We start from the raw sequence: 17,728 nt of genomic DNA on the forward strand, positions 1-17,728 counted from the left end.
AAGACATTCTTTTCCACCGGAAGACCCAATGGCAGATCAGCAGAACGACAGCTTCATACGCGAGGTGAACGAGGAACTCCGCTCCGAGCAGATGCGCCGTGTGTGGAAGCGTTTCGGGCCGGTCATCATCGGGCTTGCTGTGCTGATCGTGCTGGGTACGGCCGGTTATCGTGTTTTCGAATACTGGACGGATGATCGCGCCTCGCAATCGGGCGACCGTTTTCTGGCGGCGACCCGTCTTGCCGCCGATGGCAAGAATGACGAGGCGCTGACGGCGCTGACCGCTCTGGAAAAGGATGGCTACGGCGCCTATCCGGTGCTGGCGCGGCTGAGGGCCGCAACGCTTCTGGCGCAGAAGGGCGATGCCAAGGCGGCAATCGAAGCCTTTACGGCGATTGGCAAGGATGAATCCGTGCCGCAGGTCATTCGCGACGTGGCGCATGTGCGCGCCGCTTTCCTGCTGATCGACAATGGCAGCTATGACGCGGTTTCCGCCGAAGTGGAAAGCCTTGCTGCGCCCGGCCGCTCGCTGCGCAATTCGGCGCGGGAAGCGCTGGGCCTTGCCGCCTACAAGGCGGGACAGATGGACAAGGCGCGGGAATGGTTCGAAGAGATCACGCAGGACAGCGAAGCGCCGCGCAACGTGGCCAACCGCGCCCAGATCATGCTGGACAACATTACTGCCGCAGGCAAGCCGAACTCCTGAGACCGCCTTTTTCTCAGGCAAAGACAAGACGAGTTTACCCTTTTGGGCGCAGGGCCGGTTTCCGGTTTTGCGCCTCTGCTGTTATAAACGGAACGTGACCATGACCTTCACCGTCGCCATTGTTGGCCGCCCCAATGTTGGCAAGTCCACGCTGTTCAACCGTCTGGTTGGCAAGAAGCTGGCGCTTGTGGACGACACCCCCGGCGTGACCCGCGACCGGCGCCCCGGCGATGCCAAGCTGGTGGACCTTCGCTTCCGCATCATCGATACCGCCGGTCTGGAAGTGGCCGCGCCCGATACGCTGGAAGGCCGGATGCGCGCCCAGACGGAGCTGGCCATCGACGAGGCCGATCTTTCGCTCTTCGTGGTCGATGCCAAGATGGGCCTGACCCATGTGGACCAGATGCTGGCCGAAATGCTGCGCAAGAAGGGCAAGCCGGTGGTGCTGGTGGCCAACAAGGCCGAAGCGCGCGGTTCCGATGGCGGCTTTTACGATGCCTATACGCTTGGCCTTGGCGAGCCATGCCCGATTTCCGCCGAGCATGGCCAGGGCATGATCGACCTGCGCGATGCCATCGTTGCGGCCATTGGCGAGGAAAAGGCCTTTCCCGAACCGGAAGACGAGGCCGTGACCGATGTGGTTCTCGCCCCCACCGATGGCGAGGACGAGGAAGAAGAGCTACCCTATGACGATAGCAAGCCGCTGCGGGTGGCCATTGTTGGCCGGCCCAATGCGGGTAAGTCCACGCTGATCAACCGCTTTCTGGGCGAAGACCGGCTGCTGACCGGGCCGGAAGCGGGCATTACGCGGGATTCCATCTCGGTTGAATGGGACTGGCGCGGCCGCACCATCAAAATGTTCGATACGGCGGGAATGCGCCGCAAGGCCAAGGTGGTGGAAAAGCTGGAAAAGCTGTCCGTGGCCGATACGTTGCGCGCCATCCGCTTTGCCGAAACGGTGGTGATCGTTTTCGATGCCACCATTCCCTTCGAAAAGCAGGATTTGCAGATTGTCGATCTGGTGCTGCGCGAAGGCCGCGCGGCGGTGCTGGCCTTCAACAAATGGGATCTGGTGGAAGAACCGCAGCAGGTTCTGGCCGATCTGCGGGAAAAGACCGAGCGGCTCCTGCCGCAGGCGCGCGGCATTCGCGCCGTGCCGATTTCCGGCCAGACCGGATACGGGCTGGAAAAGCTGATGCAGAACATCATCGACACCGACCGGGTGTGGAACAAGCGCATCTCCACCGCAAGGCTCAATCGCTGGCTGGAGGGCGTGCAGGTGCAGCATCCGCCACCGGCGGTGTCCGGCCGCCGCCTGAAGCTGAAATATATGACGCAGGTGAAGGCCCGCCCGCCCGCCTTCATGATTTCCTGCACCAGACCGGATGCCGTGCCGGAACACTATCTGCGCTACCTTACCAATGGTTTGCGCGCGGATTTCGACATGCCGGGCGTGCCGATCCGCATTCACCTCAGGGCAACGGAAAACCCGTTCGAAAACAAGAAAAAGAAGCGGTAAATGCGCGGGCGGGATGCAATCATTCCGCCCTGTTTTTTGGAAAGCTTCGTCAGGCGGGCTTTCTTTGCAGCCGCCGCAGGCGCAGCAGGCGGCGTCGTCCTTGCGTCTTGGCCTCGATGACATTGTCGAGAAACTGGCGGCTGGCCGCGGCCCAGGAAAAACCCTCCGCCACCTGCCGGGCCTGCTGGCGCGAGGCGGAAAGCGCCTCCAGGCAGGCGAGGCGCAGATCCTCGTTCAGGGCGCCCGCCTCTGGCCGGTCCTTCAGAATGTCTTTTGGCCCCGTCACCGGATAGGCCGCCACCGGCACGCCGGAAGCAAGCGCCTCCAGAATGGTATTGCCAAAGGTATCGGTGCGGGAGGGAAAGACGAAAACATCGGCCTCGGCATAGGCTTCAGCCAGTTCGGTTCCGAATTTCACGCCGGTAAACAGCACGTTCGGATAGCGGGCCTGAAGCTCGGCGCGGGCCGGGCCATCGCCCACCACCACCTTGGAGCCCGGCAGGTCGAGATCGAGAAAGGCAGGCAGGTTCTTTTCCACAGCGACGCGGCCCACCGTCATGAAGATCGGGCGCGGCAGGCTGAAGGGGGACGGCGTAAGCGGGCGTGGATGAAACAGACGGGTATCGATGCCCCGGCTCCACAGGCGCAGATTGCGCAGGCCCTTGCCTTCCAGTTCCGCCTTCAGGCTTTCGGTGGCCACCATGCAGGCCCCGCCGGCGCGGTGAAACCAGCGCACATAGGCATAGAGCCAGGACAGCGGAATGGGCGCGCGCGCCGCCACATATTCGGGAAAGCGGGTGTGATAGCTTGTGGAAAAGGCCATGCCGGTTTTCACGCACCAGCGGCGGGCAAGAATGCCCAGCGGCCCTTCCGTGGCAATGTGGATGAGTTCCGGCTGGCTTGCCGCAAGCGCCTTGCCGACGGCGCGTGGCGTGGTCAGCGACAGGCGGATTTCCGGATAGGTCGGCATGGGAATGCTGCGAAAGGCTTCCGGCGTGATCATGGTGATGTTCACGCCCATGCGCATCAGTTCGGCATTTGTGTTTTCAATGGAGCGCACCACGCCATTGACCTGCGGATGCCAGGCATCGGTTACGATGGTCAGTCTCATGGCGCATCCCGTGGTTTCAGGCGCATAATCCGGCCGGACTGAAGCACGGATCGACCAGATCATGCGGTCAACGAAAGGAGGCTGGAGCGATGGCCTCTTTGCCAGGGCCTGATGCGCTTCAGAGGCGTGCCCCCATGGCCCCACCTGATTGGCTTATGCGACAGGAACGTAACAGGGGAATGAACGTTGAACCTGGCTTGGGCAAGCCCTGCTGCATAATTCCTTGCATCGATCCCGATTTAAGGAATTATGCAGTAGAATCGCCCTTGCAAATGTCAGGATCGACCATGGAAAAGACCAAAGCCGCCCGCAAGCCCGCAGCCACGGCCAAGGCCGAGTGGTGGCGCGGCGCGGTGATCTATCAGATTTATCCACGCTCCTTTCAGGATGTGAACGGCGACGGCGTTGGCGATTTGCAGGGCATTACGCGGCATCTGCCCTATGTTGCGGCGCTCGGTGTCGATGCCATCTGGCTTTCGCCGTTTTTCACCTCGCCGCAGGCTGATATGGGCTATGACGTTTCCGATTATTGCGATGTCGATCCGCTGTTTGGCACGCTGGCCGATTTCGACGCGCTGGTGAAGGAGGCGCACCGGCTGGGGTTGAAGGTTATCATCGATCAGGTGCTGTCGCATTCTTCCGATCAGCATCCGTGGTTCAAGGAAAGCCGCGCCAGCCGCAGCAATCCCAAGGCCGACTGGTATGTCTGGGCCGATCCCCGGCCGGATGGCACCGCGCCCAACAACTGGCTTTCGGTGTTTGGCGGGCCTGCCTGGGAATGGGATGGCGTGCGCAAGCAGTATTACATGCATAATTTCCTTGCCTCGCAGCCTGATCTCAATTTTCACAATCCGCAGGTGCAGGCCGCGCTGCTGGATGCGGTACGCTTCTGGCTGGAACGGGGCGTGGATGGTTTCCGGCTGGATACGGTCAACTATTATTTCCACGACAAGGAATTGCGCAACAATCCACCGCATCGCCATCAGGATGGCGATGCGGCGGGGCTCGATGCGCCGGATGTGAACCCCTATGGGATGCAGGAACATCTGCATGACAAGACGCAGCCGGAAAATATCGGCTTCCTGCAAAAGCTGCGCGCGTTGCTGGACAAATACGAGGCCCGCACGACGGTGGGCGAGGTGGGAGATGGCGCCCGCTCGTTGAAAACCGTGGCCGCCTATACCGCTGGCGGCGACAAGCTGCATATGTGCTATACTTTCGATCTGCTCGGACCGGATTTCACGCCGGGCCATATTCGCGACTGCGTGACCGCCTTTGCCAAAAGCGTCAAGGATGGCTGGATCTGCTGGGCATTTTCCAATCACGACGTGACCCGCCATGTCAGCCGCTTCGCACAGGGTGATGACGATCTTGCGCCGGTGGCAAAACTGTCGATCAGCATCCTCGCCAGCCTGCGCGGCTCCATCTGCCTCTATCAGGGGGAGGAACTGGGCTTGCCGGAGGCCGAGCTTGCCTTCGAAGATCTGCGCGATCCCTATGGCATCCGCTTCTGGCCCTCTTTCAAGGGCCGGGATGGCTGCCGCACCCCCATGCCCTGGGAAAAGAGCCGCAAGCATGGCGGCTTTTCCACCGTCAGGCCCTGGCTGCCGGTGCCGGAGGCGCATCTGCCGCATTCCGTGGACGCGCAGGAAAAGAACAAGGCATCGGTGCTGGCCCATTATCGCGATACACTGAGCTTCCGCAAAACCCATGCCGCGATGGTGGACGGCACCATGCATTTCCTCGAAGTGGAAGAGGATGTGCTGGCCTTCCTGCGGGAGGAGAATGGCGAGAAGCTCTTTTTCCTTTTCAACATGCGCAATGGTCCGCAAACCGTGGCACTGCCGGAACATTTAAGCATCAAGGAAGTGCTGCCCATGCCGGGTATGCGCGGCGTGCTGGATGAGGGCAAGGTAAGGCTCGAGGCGCTGGACGGCTTTTGCGCTACTGCATAATTCCTTAAATCGGAATCGATTTAAGGTAAAAATTATGCAGCAGCTTTAAAGTGTTACAGCGTCCTTCGTGCGTTTGATAAAACGCACGGGCGCTGCCATCACGAAATCAGCGCGAACTTATCGACATCGACCATGCCCTTGTCGGAAATCTTCAGATGCGGGATGACCGGCAACGGCAGGAAGGCCACTTGCAGGAAAGGTTCCTCCAGCGTGGTGCCCAGCGCATAGGCGGCCCGTCTGAGATGGTGCAGCGTGTCACGCACGGCTTCATAGGGTTCAAGGCTCATCAGGCCCGCAACGGGTAGCGGGATTTCGCCTGTTACCCTGCCATCTTCCACCACCACGAAGCCCCCCTTGATGTCGGAGAGGCGGTTTGCGGCAATTGCCATATCTTCCTCGCTGACGCCGACCACGCAGATATTGTGGCTGTCATGGCCGACGGTGGAGGCGATCGCGCCCTTTTTCAACCCGAAACCCTGCACGAAGCCATTGGCATGATTGCCGTTCTTGCCATGGCGTTCGATGACGGCGACCTTGATGATGTCGCGCTGGAGATCCACGCTGGTCTGATTGCCGGATGAGGGCAGGCGATAGCGGCGATGCTCGGTGATGATCTTGCCCGGCAAAACGCCGATCACCGGCACATCGGCCTCGCTGACCGGCACGGCGAAATCGGCCGCCTTGACAATGCGCGCCCGCACGCTGTCGAGGCCGACCGGAGCCACGGGCTTGCGGCTTGCGAAAAGCGCGTCCGTCACGCGGCGACCGGCGGCAAAGACCATCTCGGCCTTGCAGTTTTCCAGACTGTCCACCACCACAAGATCGGCCCGCCAGCCGGGTGCGACAAGGCCGCGATCGCGAAGGCCGAAGGCGCGCGCCGCCGAAATGGAGGCGGCGCGGTAAACCGCGATCGGCGCTACGCCATGGGCAATGGCCGTGCGGATCATATAGTCGAGATGGCCCTGTTCGGCGATGTCCAGCGGGTTGCGGTCGTCGGTGCAGAGCGCTAGAAAGGGCGAAAGCCGTTCGGTGAGGATCGGCATCAGAGCGTGAAGATCCTTGGAGACCGAGCCCTCGCGCACGAGGATATGCATTCCCTTGCGGATTTTTTCGAGCGCTTCCTCAGTCGTGGTGCATTCATGTTCGGTGCGGATGCCTGCGGCCAGATAGCCGTTCAAATCCTTGCCGAGAAGCAGCGGCGCGTGGCCATCGATATGCCCGCCCTGAAAGGCTTCGAGCTTGGCCATGCAAACCGGATCCTTGTGGATCACGCCCGGAAAATTCATGAATTCCGCAAGGCCGATCACCTTGGGATGGTCGCGAAACGGCAGCAGCTTTTCAATCGGAAGATCGGCGCCTGCCGTTTCCAGATGCGTGGCGGGCACGCAGGAGGAAAGCTGCACCCGGATGTCCATGATGGTTTCGAGCGAGGACTCCAGGAAAAAGCGAATGCCTTCTTCCCCCAGCACATTGGCGATTTCATGCGGGTCGCAGATAACGGTCGTCACGCCATAGGGCAGGACGCAGCGGTCGAATTCATGCGGCGTCACCAGCGAGCTTTCGATATGCAGATGCGTATCGATGAAGCCCGGCACGACAATGCGCCCGGAAATATCGATGATCTGCCTGCCTTCATAGCTTTCGCAGGTGCCGACAATGGTATCGCCGCAAAGCGCAATGTCGCCTTCCACGAGATCGCCCGTGACCAGATCGAAAAACCGCCCGCCCTTCAGAACAATATCGGCAATCTCACGCCCCACGCCCTGATCGATGCGATTTTCCAATTTGCTCATGCATTCTCTCCGATTCATGTTTTTTGTTATCTTATTGCATCACGTCTCGACACTCACCGAAAAGCTGTAGCGGGCGCTTTGATGCGTTTCGAGCGTGCTGGTAAAGGGGCGCGCGGCAAGCGCATCGCTGCCACCCTGTTCGGCGGCCATGCCATGCCAGGGCTCGATGCAGATGAAAGGCGCGCCGGGTTTCTGCCACAGGGCAAGATTGGGCAGGTTCTCAAAGCTGAAATGCAGTTTCGGCGCGCCCGGCGCGCTATAGGTCAGGGCCTCGCCCGCGCCGTCGGGAAAAATCATCGCATCCTCGGCAAACCGGGCAAAATCCAGCACCAGTTCACCTGCCGTGAAGGGGGAGGGATAGCGCGTTTCGCCCAGAAGTCCAGCCTGCACGCGCAGCATTTCCGGCTCGGCGCCGTTTTTCAGCGCAATGCGGTGCGGGCGGCCCTCCGCCCCCGGCAGCGGCCAGAGAAAGGCCGGGTGAAAGCCGATGCCATAAGGCATGGAGCCCTTGCCGCTATTGGTGACGGTGGCGGTCACGGTCAGGGTGTCTTCACGCAGGCTGTGTTCCAGTTGCAGGCGAAAATCGAAGGGATAGGCCGCGCGCGATGCGTCATCGGCCAGCAATTCGTGGCGGCAGCTCGTGGGCGTTTGTTCGATCAGGGTAAACTCACGCCGTCTGGCAAAACCGTGCTGCGCCATCGCATAGGTCTCGCCATTGATGCTCAGCCGATCATCGGGCGCCTTGCCGACAATGGGAAAGAGAATGGGCGAGCGGCCCGTCCACCATTCGCTGTCGCCATTCCACAGGAGGTTTGCGCCATCGCGCGTCGTCAGGGATTGCAGTTCTGCGCCCAGGCTGGAAATTTCGGCGCTGAGCTTGCCGTTTTCGATCCGTACGATGCTTTGCATGGGCAAGACTGGGCTTTGCATGGGCAGGGCTGGCTCCTCATGGATGCAAGTGTACCAACCCGTGTAAAGCATTTCCGGGAAAAGAGGAAATGGTCTACGGCCTTTTGCGGGGCCGATCCGGCAAACGAGGGTTTACCGGACCGGTATCAGCTGATGACTTATTCGGCGGCCACGGTCTTGCCGTCCTGCCACTTGAAGACCGAGAAGCTCTGCGAGGTCAGGTCGCCGGTCTTGCCATAGGTCACTTCGCCAATGGCGGTCTTGATCGGCTCACCGCTCTTGAGAGCTGCTGCAACGGCTTCGGTGTCTTCCCAGGTGCCGGCCTTGGCAATGCCGGCGGCAATGACTTCCACCGCGGCATAGGCATTCAACGTAAAGGCTTCGGCCGGAATGTTGCGTGCGGCCAGCTTTTCAGCAGCCTCCTTGGAAAGCGGGTTTTTCGTGGCATCGGAGGCGTTGGTGTAGAGCGTGCCATTGGCCGCTTCGCCACCGATGTTCAGATATTCGCTGTTGGAAAGGCCGTCACCGCTGAAAATCACGGCGGAAAGGGCGGCGTCCTTCATCTGGCGCACCATCAGGCCCGCTTCCGGGTGGTAGCCGCCATAATAGATGACTTCGACACCAGCCGCCTTCAGGCGGGTGATGACGGTGCTGAAATCCTTTTCACCGGGTGTCAGCGCGTCGTTGAACACTTCCGTCACGCCACCGGCATTGAGGGCTGCCTTGAAGGCATCGGCAAGACCTTTGCCATATTGGCCCTTGTCGTTGAGAATGGCGATCTTCTTGCCATTGAAATGGCTCAGCACGTATTTCGCAGCCACTTCCGCCTGCTGGTCGTCGCGGCCGCAGGTGCGGAAAACCGTGGAAAGGGCACGCTTGGTCAGGTCAGGGGCGGTGGCGGTCGGCGTCACCATGAGAACGCCGTTTTCGGCGAAAACATCCGAGGCAGGCACGGCAACGCCGGAGGTGATGGGGCCAACGACATAGCGAATGCTTTCGCCGATCAACTGGTTTGCCACCGAAACGCCCTGCTTGGGCTCACCGGCATCGTCGGCAATCTTGAGAACGAGCTTTTCGCCGTTGACGCCGCCCTTTTCATTGATGGACTGAACGGCCGTTTCCGCGCCATTCTTGATCTGCGCGCCAATGGCCGCCAGCGGGCCGGTAATGGGGGCGACGAGGCCAACGGTAATGTCAGCGCGGGCAGGGGCTGCCGCCAGAAGGGCAGCAAGCGCTGCACCGGCCAAAAGATGAATCTTCATGGTTTGTCTCCTTGGGGGCGTTCGACTTTTCCTCCGCGCCGCCGCCCGTAAAATCGGTTATCCTCCAGCCCTCTGGAGTTGTTTTTTGTCGTGCATAAAGCATTTCCAGCAAAAGTGGAAACCGGTTTTGCCGCGGCACATGGGCTGACCCCATTGCTTTGTGCGTTTTATCAAACGCATGGCGCGGCAGGGCGGACCGAAAAGGCGCAGGAGCGCGCGCTTATATTTGTGGCTTTTGATGAACAGCAAGCTTTGAGCAAGTTGCACGGGCAATAAGAAAGGCGTGGTCGTGCATTCGATATCGAAGGGCAGTTCGATTTCCGTGCGATCCGACCGGCGGCATTGGCCCCGTCGCATTTACAGCGACGGGGCCGGCCCCTTGAGGCCGACCCCGCCGATATTCTCCCGAAAATGGAGGACGAAAATCTCCATCAAGCCAGTTTGAAAAGCTGTTTTTAAAAATTCGACGTGCTAAAAATCATTGAAAGCGCTGCTAGACGAATATTCGGAGTTGTAAATTCGAATATTCGAATGTCAGCGTTGTCATCAGGCAGCGTTACGCGCGGCTTCCGGCTGTCCAAAGATTTCCTCAAGCGTGTCGAGGATCTTGATCACCGCGTCGGAGGTGCTGGAATAGTAAATCGTCTGCGCGTCGCGGCGGGTTTTCACCAGCTTCTGCGCGCGAAGCTTGGAAAGATGCTGCGACAGCGCGGATTGGCTGAGGCCGACCTGAGATGCCAGAACGCCGACAGGGACTTCGCCCTGCACGAGGCTGCAAAGGATCATCAGACGCTTGGGATTGGCCATGGCCGTGAGCAATCCAGCTGCTGCATTCGAATGATCGGTCAAATCGTTTGCTTTCATTTTATTTTCCTTAAAGCGAGCAAGCCTGCCAGGCAGGCTCTCCGTTGCAATCCCACACGAACCCTACAATCAAAGTCTACCAATATAAGCAGGTTTGTATATTCCTAAATTTTACGTATCGGTTATCCTAATGTGAGAGGCGTTTTCGCAGCGCAGCAAAATCCTGTACCGGCGCGTCAAATTCCCATCGAAACGCCGATTTTCCCCAAAAAAGGTCGATTCCGGACGCATCCAGACCGAAAATGCGCATTTTGCCCTTTGGAGGCTTACCCCCAAAAATGTGCGGGGGCATCAAGCTTCCCACATCTGGATACCCTAAATCTTGTATGGTCTCGGCTTCGTTTCTGCCTTCGGGAAATTGCAGCCTTTCTCGAATCAGGAAATCCTCGCCTTCCAGCAGGAAGGCGCGACCAAAGCCGCCATTGAGGCTGGCTGCCTGCGGCGTGAGGCGAAAAAAGAGGAAATCCGGAAAGTCGATATAGAGCCGCGATTTGGGGTGGCGGGCCAGAAAGCGCGTGCGAAAGACGGCGTGGTCGGGTCCGTCGCGGTCTATGGGCTCGGCCAGGCATTGCACCGTGACCCTGGGATGCGCGAGCGGATCGCCTTTGCCCGGTTCTCCCGCCAGAAGAGAAGCGCGCGGATCGGTGAGCAGCGCCCTGGTATGCTGCGAGAGGCGCGACACCAGCAGGCTGAGCGTGCCATCGGGCAGGGTGCCGAGCAGCACCCGGCTGACATAGGGCGTGCCCAACAGCGGATCCAGCACGCCAAGCGCCACGTGGCGGGCGCCTCGCAGCAGGGTTCTGGCAAGTTTGCGGGCCTCGTCATCGGTCGGGCGGATTGGGGAGGGTTTCTCTGCCATGGTGGGCTCCTGTGCGGCGAAATCATCGCCGTGGAGCATAAGACAGCGCCTCGCATTTTATCAAACGCACGAATGAAGCGGGCGGGGGGTGCCCGCCCGTCATCTGTCATTGCCGGTGGCGCGTCAGGGCGGCAATCACGTCCTGTGCATCGATACCGCCGATGACGTTGCCATTGCTGACCACGCCGATCACCCCCGGCTGGCGGGCCATGGCATCGAGAATGTCCAGCAGCGGCGTTTCCGGCGTTGCGGTGGCGGTAACGCCTGTTTGCGTGGGCGAAAGGTCTCGCCGCATCACGTCAGCGGCCGTCAGCATAGCGATCGGGTTCATGTTGCGCACGAAATCGGCCACATACTGGTCGGCCGGGTTCTGGACGATCTGCTGCGGCGTGCCGCATTGGATGATGCGGCCACCTTCCATGATGGCAATACGGTTGCCGATGCGAAAGGCTTCATCCAGATCATGGCTGACGAACAGAATGGTTTTCTTCAATCGCCGCTGAAATTCCAGCAATTCATCCTGCAAACGGGTTCTGATCAGGGGATCGAGGGCCGAGAAGGGCTCATCCATCAGCAGGATCGGCGCGCCGGTGGCAAAGGCGCGGGCAAGGCCCACACGTTGCTGCATTCCGCCGGAAAGCTCGTTGACCTTGCGGTTGGCCCATTGGGTCAGGTTGACCAGCTCCAGCTGCTCGGCCACCACCTTGCGCCGCTCGCTCTCGCCAACGCCTGCCAGTTCCAGCCCGAATCCCACATTTTCGGCAACGCTTCGCCAGGGCAAAAGGCCGAACTGCTGGAACACCATGGAAACCGTGCGCATCCGCAAATCCCTGAGAGCGCGCGGGCTTGCCCGGTACGGGTCCACGGAGCCGGTTGCCGTCTTGACCGAGACATTGCCCCGCACCACGGGCGCAAGCCCGTTGACGGCCCTGAGAAGGGTGGATTTGCCGGAGCCCGAAAGGCCCATGAGCACAAGGATCTCGCCCTCGCGCACGCTCAGCGATGCATTGGCGACCCCAAGCACAAGGCCCGTTTCCTTGCCGATCTGGTCGCGTGTCTTGCCGGCATCGATCATCGGCAGCGCCGTTTCGGGCTTGTTGCCGAAGACGATGTCTACATTTCCGAAAATGACAGCATCGCTCATGCATCGTCTCCCGCTGAAGAAATCCGGAAGATCCGGTCGAGGATGATGGCCAGAATGACGATGCACAGGCCCGCTTCGAAACCCTTGGCGATATTGACGGTGTTGAGCGCCCGCACCACCGGCACGCCCAGTCCGCTTGCCCCGACCAGAGCGGCAATCACCACCATCGAGAGCGATAGCATGATGGTCTGGGTCAGGCCGGCCATGATCTGCGGCAGCGCATAGGGCAGCTCCACCTTGCGCAGCACCTGGCCCGGCGTTGCGCCAAAGGCGACGGCCGCTTCAACCAGGGCAGGCGGGGTGGAAATAATGCCAAGCCGTGTGAGGCGCACCGGCGCCGGAATGGCGAAGATCACCGTGGCGATCAGCCCCGGCACCATGCCGAGACCGAACAGGATCAGCGCCGGAATGAGGTAGACGAAGGTGGGAATTGTCTGCATCAGGTCCAGCACGGGCCGCATGATCGTGTAGACGATCGGGCGGCGGGCGGCGGCAATGCCAAGCGGCACGCCCAGCACCATGCAGACGCCGGTTGACGCCAGCACAAGCGCAAGGGTTTCGGTCGTTTCCTTGAAGTAGCCCTGATTGATGATGAACAGCAGCCCGATAAAGGTCAGAAGCGCAACCGTCAGCGAGCGGCGAAGCAGAAAAGCAAGAACTGAAATGACCAGCACGACCACGAGCGGCGGTGGCGCCTGCAAAAGAAACAGAATGCCTGCAATCGATTTTGACAGGACAAATGATAGCTGGTTGAAGAACCACTGGGCATTGTTCGTCAGCCAGTCCACGGAAACCTTGGCCCAGGGGCCGATGGGGATTTTATAATCTGTAAGCCACTCCACGTCGCGTCATCCGGGCGTTAAGAGCGTGCCGTGCGAAAAGGGGAAATCCCTGGGGCAATCGGGCAAATTCGCAAAGGCGATACGCATCTATTGATTGGGAACGCGCCGGGTGGAAGGCGGCGGCGCGCGGGATGAAAGGCAGTCTCACGCTTCAGGCCGCTGCGGGGGCGCGCTCCTGTCTGGAACATGGCATGTCCGAAACATGGCATGATCGGAAAGGGGGGCAATCCGCTCCATTGCGCTTTCAGGCGGCTGAAGGCGAGAGGAGAGGCATGTCCGGCCAAGGCGTCCGGCCGGCATGTCCTCGGCACTCTGAACGCAGGGCAGATGTTTCAGAGCATTGTTTGGGGAAAGACGAAACGCTTTGCCTGCGCAATGCCCTGAAACAACGACCTAGAGCCCAAGCGCGGCCTTGACGGCGGGAAGCGCATCCTTGCCGTCCTTGGTGGTGACACCGGCCAGCCAGGGCTCGACAGTGGTGGGGTTGGCCTTCAGCCATTCCTTGGCGGCAGCGTCCGGCTCCTTGCCGTCGTTCAGGATCTTGCCCATGATCTGGTTTTCCATGGTCAGGCTGAACTTGAGATTGGTGATGAACTTGCCGACATTCGGGCATTCTGTGACATAACCGGCGCGGATATTGGTGAAGACCTGCGCGCCGCCGAAATTCGGTCCGAACACGTCATCGCCGCCCGTCAGATAGGACATCTTGTAATTGACGTTCATCGGATGCGGTTCCCAGCCGAGGAAGACGACGGGCGCGCCTTCCTTATCGGCACGCGCCACCTGTGCGAGCATTCCCTGCTCGGAGGATTCGACCAGCTCGAAGCCCTTCAGGCCGAAGCTGTTCTTTTCGATCATCTCCATGACCAGACGGTTGCCGTCATTGCCCGGTTCGATTCCGTAGATCTTGCCGTCCAGTTCCTTTTTGTGGGCGGCGATGTCCTTGAAGTCCTTGATGCCGAGTGCCGTGCCCTTGGCATTGGTGGCCACGGTGTATTTCGCCCCTGTCAGGTTCGGCCCGAAGGATTCCACCGACTTATCCGTCAGATAGGGCTTCACGTCATTCGACTGGCTGGGCATCCAGTTGCCCAGAAACACATCGATGTCCTTGTTTTTCATGGAGGTGTAGGTCACGGGCAGCGACAAAACCGTGGTGGTCGTATCATAGCCCATCGCCTTGAGAATAACGGATGCCGTGGCCGTGGTGGAGGTAATATCCGTCCAGCCCACATCCGAAAAGCGCACCGGAGAGCAGCTTGCCGGATCGGCGGCCCGGGCCGGGAGAGCGGCAAGAGCGGTGGCGGCCATCAGGGCGGCCATGAAACAGTTGCGATACCCGTAAAATGTCATAGAAGGCACTCCCGTTTTTTTTTAAGTTCCCAAGTCAACATCTATAGCGCAGATTTTCAAGCCTGCCGTGTGCGTTTGCGGCGCTTTGCGCCCCCTTTTTGCGACGTTAAGACACAGATTATGTCGCATTTGGGAGTTTTGATGTCGCGAAATGGCAATTGACATGCTGCGCTGCGAAAGAAAAGCCGGTGGTCTTTTGTCCGCTTCGCTTATTGTCTTGCAGCACCGGGAGCCATATCTGTGGTGCTGAGACAAAAGCGGGGCTTTTTTGCCGCCTGCCGCAAGCAAGCGGCTGCCGCAGTGTGACAGGCGTGAGGAGACGGACGCGATGAGCTGGCTGACAGGGTTTTTCAGGCGCCTTTGGGCCGCTTTGCGGCGCATGGCGGAACTGGCCTATACGGCTGTTGCGTGGCCATTTCGGGCGCGGCATTCCGAAGCTGGCCGGCGCGGGCTGATCCTGCGGCTTGGCGTTGCGCTGGCGGTTCTGCTGGTTTTTGCCGGTTATGGTCAGTTTCTCTGGCGCACGCAGGCGTGGAACGGTTTTGATCCGGACTTCGCCAAGGCCTATGGCTTTGGCGAGCGCAAGGTGGCGGCTGGCCAGCCTTTGCCGGACAAGCCCGGCTCCTGCCAGAATTCGGCCATCGTCACCACGGTCGCGGACCTGACGGACATGAATGTCAACCGCAATGACTGGGTTTCCTCGACATTGCTGTACAAGCTCGGCTTCTTCGGGCTCGATTGGGACCATACGCCGTTTTTCGACAACAAGGCTTCGTTCCAGCGTGGTGTCAACCAGGTGGCAAGACGGGTGGCGATAGAGCTTGCAGATAACCTTGGCCGGGTGCGCGGCACGTCCGGCATCAACAGCGATCTGCAAGACGCGCGCGGCAATATCCAGTTCGATGAATTCACCTGGTATTTCGGCTCCAATCCTTTCGGGTTCAAAACGCCCACGCCCTCCTATTATCGCGCGGCCATTCGCAGCTGGCGCAATTTCAACAGTGCGCTGGAAGGCTGCAATGCGATTTTCGATGCCCGTGCAGACAATCTCGTGCAGCTGGTCGATCGCGCCGCCAATGATCTGGGTGCGACTTCGGAAATCCTGCGCCGCCGTTCGGAAGACCATAATTCCGGCTGGTTCGATACCCGTGCGGATGACCGGTTCTGGTTCGCTTATGGTCAGCTTTATGCGCAATATGCGGTGTTTCAGGCGGCACGTGCCGATTTTGGCGATGTGATCCGTGAGCGCAACCTCACCGCCATCTGGACGGAAATGGAGCGGCAGATGGCCTCGGCGCTGCGCATTCAACCCGCCATCATCTCCAATGGCAGCGAGGATGGCATCATCATGCCCAATCACCTTTCGACCATGGGCTTCTATATTCTCAGGGTTCGCTCCAACATGGTGGAATTGCGCGCCGTGCTGGACCGGTAAGGTGTTCATGGCATAAATCCCTCAATCGACGTCGGTTCAGGGATCTTATCCGAGTGGTATTTCCGGGTGGGTGGAAGCAGGCCCGCCCGTCAGGCCGATGTGGCTGGCTGGAAGAATGTGACCGAACACACGCGCGGCACGAGATCGAAGAGAAGGCCATAGACCTCGCCGGAGCCATGCGCGGTCGGGCGGAAAGCCCCCATGGCGCGGACATATTTGAGGCTGCCATCCAGCTTTATCACCCGGTGAACGGCATGGTAGGTTTCACCGGTTTCGCAAATGCGCTGAAAGGTTTCCATCAACATGCCGATGTCGTCGGGATGGACCCTGGACGCAAAGTGCTTGACGTTGAGCGGGCCGGTCTGCGGCTCGCTTTCAAAGATCATGTGGAAAGAATCGCAGCCGTAGAAATGGCCCTTGTCGATGTCGATCCGCCAGACCCCGATCGGCTCCACCGATTGCATCAGATCCAGCATGTCCTGGGGGCTGACGCTTGCGAAGGGGCAGCTTCTCGACGCCTTCGGTTTTTCTTCGTTGATGATGAATCTCAAGCCGACCTCCGCCTTTGGGCGGCTGAAGCGGGGGCGTATCAGTCGATCAACTTCAGCCTGATGGTCTTAGCTACCAATTGCGTTCGGTTTACGCAACCCAGCTTCTTCATCGCGCTTGTCATATACGCATTGATTGTATGGTCGGAGAGGTTGAGAATCTGTCCGATCTCCACCGATGTCTTTCCCTGGGCGGTCCAGCGCACAACCTCGAGTTCACGGCTGGAAAGCGTTTCGGCATGGGTCAGTTCGGCTCGGCGCAGCCGGTCATACTGGTCGAATATGGCCAGCACCCGCATGGCCAGATCGTTTAATTCCTGCTGCTCCAGCCGTGGACGGCGGCCGTCCAGCCGCACGAAATAGCGGCGGGCATCCAGCGACATGAAGGGAAAGAGTGCGCCGGTCACGAGGCCGTGGCGGCGCATCAGGGCCTTCATTTCCTGCGGCCAGTGTTCAGCCATTCCGCTTTCCTCGGTGTCATCCAGGCACCATGGATAGGGCATCAGCGATTCTGCCAGTTTTGGCAGGATCGGGCATTGGCGTACGAACTGGTGGCGGTCGAATTCACGGGCGAAATCCGCAGAAAGCGTGCTTTCCAGCACCAGCGGCATGAGATGCACATCGGCGGGACTTGGGGCGATGATGATGCTGGCCTGTTCCAGACCGAAGTGTTCGGCGGTCTGGCGCAGCATTGCCATGCATTCGGCGCGGGTGTTTGCCGCTATGGCCATTGTATTGTTTGGCAAAGACCCGGATCCGGTGTTCATGTTGCGCTTGATCTTACCTTGCCGCGCCGCGAATACGGGTATGCGACGGGTCTTGACCGAGAAGACGTCTTTGTCTCTCTCTATCTTTTGTAATTTCTATATATTATTATAAGCTTATGATTGTCAAGTTCCCGATGAAATATCCATGGTTTTTCGGTGTTAGTTGAACTTTACATTCTATTTTTAACCATTCTACGTTGCCGCTGCCAAGTCCCGCATCGATCAATTTCCGCGTTGTCTTTCAAAATAGCGGCATGACTAAAAATTTATTTTTCTTTAGCGATCCATTTCGCGCAAGTCATATGCGAAATGCGCATGTCGCATAAGGCGGTAAAACAACCCTTAAAATATGATTGAAAAAGTCATGTATTAATCTTGACATAAAAAATCATGTTTTATAGAGCAGGATCATGGTGACGGAACGCCCGCCAGGGGCTGGCAGGAAGGCGCCATGTTCCCGGCAATGCCTTTGCCGGTGGAGCTTCATGAGGGCGGGATCCGGCCGTTTCACGGGGTGGGCCGGGTTTTCGCTTTCCAACGCAAAGACCTGAGGCATCCGGCCCGTTCTCGCTGAGGGGCCGGTGTTTCTATCAACCATGGTGTCGGGGGTCGGGGCATTTTCTTGCCGCCGAGGGGTTTCCTGTGCCTTGTCGAAGGATTGAGA

At 59.4% G+C, this 17,728-nt stretch carries 16 protein-coding genes; 5 read left to right on the top strand and 11 right to left on the bottom strand.

Annotation, left to right across the window (positions count from 1 at the left end; translation table 11 throughout):
* The first annotated feature begins 28 nt into the window (after nt 1-28).
* Entirely contained in the window at nt 29-706 is a 678-nt protein-coding gene (locus T424_RS0116735) for a tetratricopeptide repeat protein (RefSeq protein WP_027488749.1), read from the top strand.
* Between the two features lie 100 nt (nt 707-806).
* Complete coding sequence (gene der, locus T424_RS0116740; RefSeq protein ID WP_027488750.1) at nt 807-2,225, top strand: ribosome biogenesis GTPase Der; 1,419 nt, start codon at nt 807-809, stop codon at nt 2,223-2,225.
* 49 nt (nt 2,226-2,274) lie between these two features.
* On the opposite strand, the gene T424_RS0116745 is transcribed toward der, so the two are convergent.
* Nucleotides 2,275-3,336, bottom strand: a complete 1,062-nt coding sequence (locus T424_RS0116745) for a glycosyltransferase family 4 protein (protein WP_027488751.1) — start codon at nt 3,334-3,336, stop codon at nt 2,275-2,277.
* Between the two features lie 287 nt (nt 3,337-3,623).
* Between T424_RS0116745 and bglA the strand changes: the two genes are divergently transcribed.
* A complete protein-coding gene (bglA, locus tag T424_RS0116750) occupies nt 3,624-5,291 on the top strand; it encodes a beta-galactosidase BglA (protein WP_027488752.1) in 1,668 nt (555 codons plus the stop codon).
* Nucleotides 5,292-5,389: 98 nt separating this feature from the next.
* On the opposite strand, the gene ade is transcribed toward bglA, so the two are convergent.
* The 3 genes from ade to T424_RS0116765 form a co-directional block, all read right to left on the bottom strand.
* The gene (gene ade / locus T424_RS0116755) at nt 5,390-7,084 is read right to left on the bottom strand and encodes an adenine deaminase (RefSeq protein ID WP_027488753.1); all 1,695 of its coding nucleotides are present in this window, start codon (nt 7,082-7,084) and stop codon (nt 5,390-5,392) included.
* Between the two features lie 39 nt (nt 7,085-7,123).
* A complete protein-coding gene (locus T424_RS0116760) occupies nt 7,124-7,993 on the bottom strand; it encodes an aldose 1-epimerase family protein (protein ID WP_027488754.1) in 870 nt (289 codons plus the stop codon).
* A 158-nt stretch (nt 7,994-8,151) separates the two neighbouring features.
* Nucleotides 8,152-9,255: a branched-chain amino acid ABC transporter substrate-binding protein gene (locus tag T424_RS0116765; RefSeq protein WP_027488755.1), complete on the bottom strand. Its 1,104-nt coding sequence runs from the start codon at nt 9,253-9,255 to the stop codon at nt 8,152-8,154.
* Between the two features lie 90 nt (nt 9,256-9,345).
* Between T424_RS0116765 and T424_RS22680 the strand changes: the two genes are divergently transcribed.
* Entirely contained in the window at nt 9,346-9,531 is a 186-nt protein-coding gene (locus T424_RS22680; protein ID WP_154664965.1) for a hypothetical protein, read from the top strand.
* Nucleotides 9,532-9,801: 270 nt separating this feature from the next.
* On the opposite strand, the gene T424_RS0116775 is transcribed toward T424_RS22680, so the two are convergent.
* The 5 genes from T424_RS0116775 to T424_RS0116795 all read right to left on the bottom strand — a co-directional run bounded on the left by T424_RS0116775 (nt 9,802) and on the right by T424_RS0116795 (nt 14,284).
* Nucleotides 9,802-10,119 (bottom strand): ArsR/SmtB family transcription factor, encoded by a 318-nt coding sequence (locus tag T424_RS0116775; protein WP_027488757.1) that lies wholly within the window; start codon nt 10,117-10,119, stop codon nt 9,802-9,804.
* 127 nt (nt 10,120-10,246) lie between these two features.
* The gene (locus tag T424_RS0116780) at nt 10,247-10,978 is read right to left on the bottom strand and encodes a HugZ family pyridoxamine 5'-phosphate oxidase (RefSeq protein ID WP_027488758.1); all 732 of its coding nucleotides are present in this window, start codon (nt 10,976-10,978) and stop codon (nt 10,247-10,249) included.
* Between the two features lie 106 nt (nt 10,979-11,084).
* Nucleotides 11,085-12,122: a choline ABC transporter ATP-binding protein gene (gene choV, locus T424_RS0116785; protein WP_027488759.1), complete on the bottom strand. Its 1,038-nt coding sequence runs from the start codon at nt 12,120-12,122 to the stop codon at nt 11,085-11,087.
* A complete protein-coding gene (gene choW / locus T424_RS0116790) occupies nt 12,119-12,964 on the bottom strand; it encodes a choline ABC transporter permease subunit (protein WP_027488760.1) in 846 nt (281 codons plus the stop codon). The genes choV and choW overlap by 4 nt, the downstream gene beginning before the upstream one ends.
* A 393-nt stretch (nt 12,965-13,357) precedes the next feature.
* Nucleotides 13,358-14,284: a choline ABC transporter substrate-binding protein gene (locus T424_RS0116795; RefSeq protein ID WP_027488761.1), complete on the bottom strand. Its 927-nt coding sequence runs from the start codon at nt 14,282-14,284 to the stop codon at nt 13,358-13,360.
* 358 nt (nt 14,285-14,642) lie between these two features.
* Here T424_RS0116795 and T424_RS0116800 point away from each other — a divergent pair, with 358 nt between their 5' ends.
* A complete protein-coding gene (locus T424_RS0116800; RefSeq protein WP_027488762.1) occupies nt 14,643-15,749 on the top strand; it encodes a DUF2333 family protein in 1,107 nt (368 codons plus the stop codon).
* 89 nt (nt 15,750-15,838) lie between these two features.
* On the opposite strand, the gene T424_RS0116805 is transcribed toward T424_RS0116800, so the two are convergent.
* Together T424_RS0116805 and T424_RS0116810 are read right to left on the bottom strand one after the other, a co-directional pair.
* Nucleotides 15,839-16,300: a PAS domain-containing protein gene (locus T424_RS0116805; RefSeq protein ID WP_027488763.1), complete on the bottom strand. Its 462-nt coding sequence runs from the start codon at nt 16,298-16,300 to the stop codon at nt 15,839-15,841.
* A gap of 38 nt (nt 16,301-16,338) precedes the next feature.
* Entirely contained in the window at nt 16,339-17,064 is a 726-nt protein-coding gene (locus T424_RS0116810; RefSeq protein WP_051559136.1) for a helix-turn-helix transcriptional regulator, read from the bottom strand.
* Nucleotides 17,065-17,728 lie beyond the last annotated feature (664 nt).

It is taken from the genome of Allorhizobium undicola ORS 992 = ATCC 700741, from assembly GCF_000621665.1.
Classification (GTDB): Bacteria; Pseudomonadota; Alphaproteobacteria; order Rhizobiales; family Rhizobiaceae; genus Allorhizobium; species Allorhizobium undicola.

What these genes read in the sequence shown, in the direction of transcription:
- ade (WP_027488753.1), bottom strand. Translation starts at nt 7,084, where the DNA reads ATGAGCAAATTGGAAAATCGCATCGATCAGGGCGTGGGGCGTGAGATT.
- choV (WP_027488759.1), bottom strand. Translation starts at nt 12,122, where the DNA reads ATGAGCGATGCTGTCATTTTCGGAAATGTAGACATCGTCTTCGGCAAC.
- der (WP_027488750.1), top strand. Translation starts at nt 807, where the DNA reads ATGACCTTCACCGTCGCCATTGTTGGCCGCCCCAATGTTGGCAAGTCC.
- T424_RS0116735 (WP_027488749.1), top strand. Translation starts at nt 29, where the DNA reads ATGGCAGATCAGCAGAACGACAGCTTCATACGCGAGGTGAACGAGGAA.
- bglA (WP_027488752.1), top strand. Translation starts at nt 3,624, where the DNA reads ATGGAAAAGACCAAAGCCGCCCGCAAGCCCGCAGCCACGGCCAAGGCC.
- T424_RS0116745 (WP_027488751.1), bottom strand. Translation starts at nt 3,336, where the DNA reads ATGAGACTGACCATCGTAACCGATGCCTGGCATCCGCAGGTCAATGGC.
- T424_RS0116760 (WP_027488754.1), bottom strand. Translation starts at nt 7,993, where the DNA reads ATGCAAAGCATCGTACGGATCGAAAACGGCAAGCTCAGCGCCGAAATT.
- T424_RS0116800 (WP_027488762.1), top strand. Translation starts at nt 14,643, where the DNA reads ATGAGCTGGCTGACAGGGTTTTTCAGGCGCCTTTGGGCCGCTTTGCGG.
- T424_RS0116780 (WP_027488758.1), bottom strand. Translation starts at nt 10,978, where the DNA reads ATGGCAGAGAAACCCTCCCCAATCCGCCCGACCGATGACGAGGCCCGC.
- T424_RS0116765 (WP_027488755.1), bottom strand. Translation starts at nt 9,255, where the DNA reads ATGAAGATTCATCTTTTGGCCGGTGCAGCGCTTGCTGCCCTTCTGGCG.
- T424_RS0116775 (WP_027488757.1), bottom strand. Translation starts at nt 10,119, where the DNA reads ATGAAAGCAAACGATTTGACCGATCATTCGAATGCAGCAGCTGGATTG.
- T424_RS0116810 (WP_051559136.1), bottom strand. Translation starts at nt 17,064, where the DNA reads ATGAACACCGGATCCGGGTCTTTGCCAAACAATACAATGGCCATAGCG.
- T424_RS0116795 (WP_027488761.1), bottom strand. Translation starts at nt 14,284, where the DNA reads ATGGCCGCCCTGATGGCCGCCACCGCTCTTGCCGCTCTCCCGGCCCGG.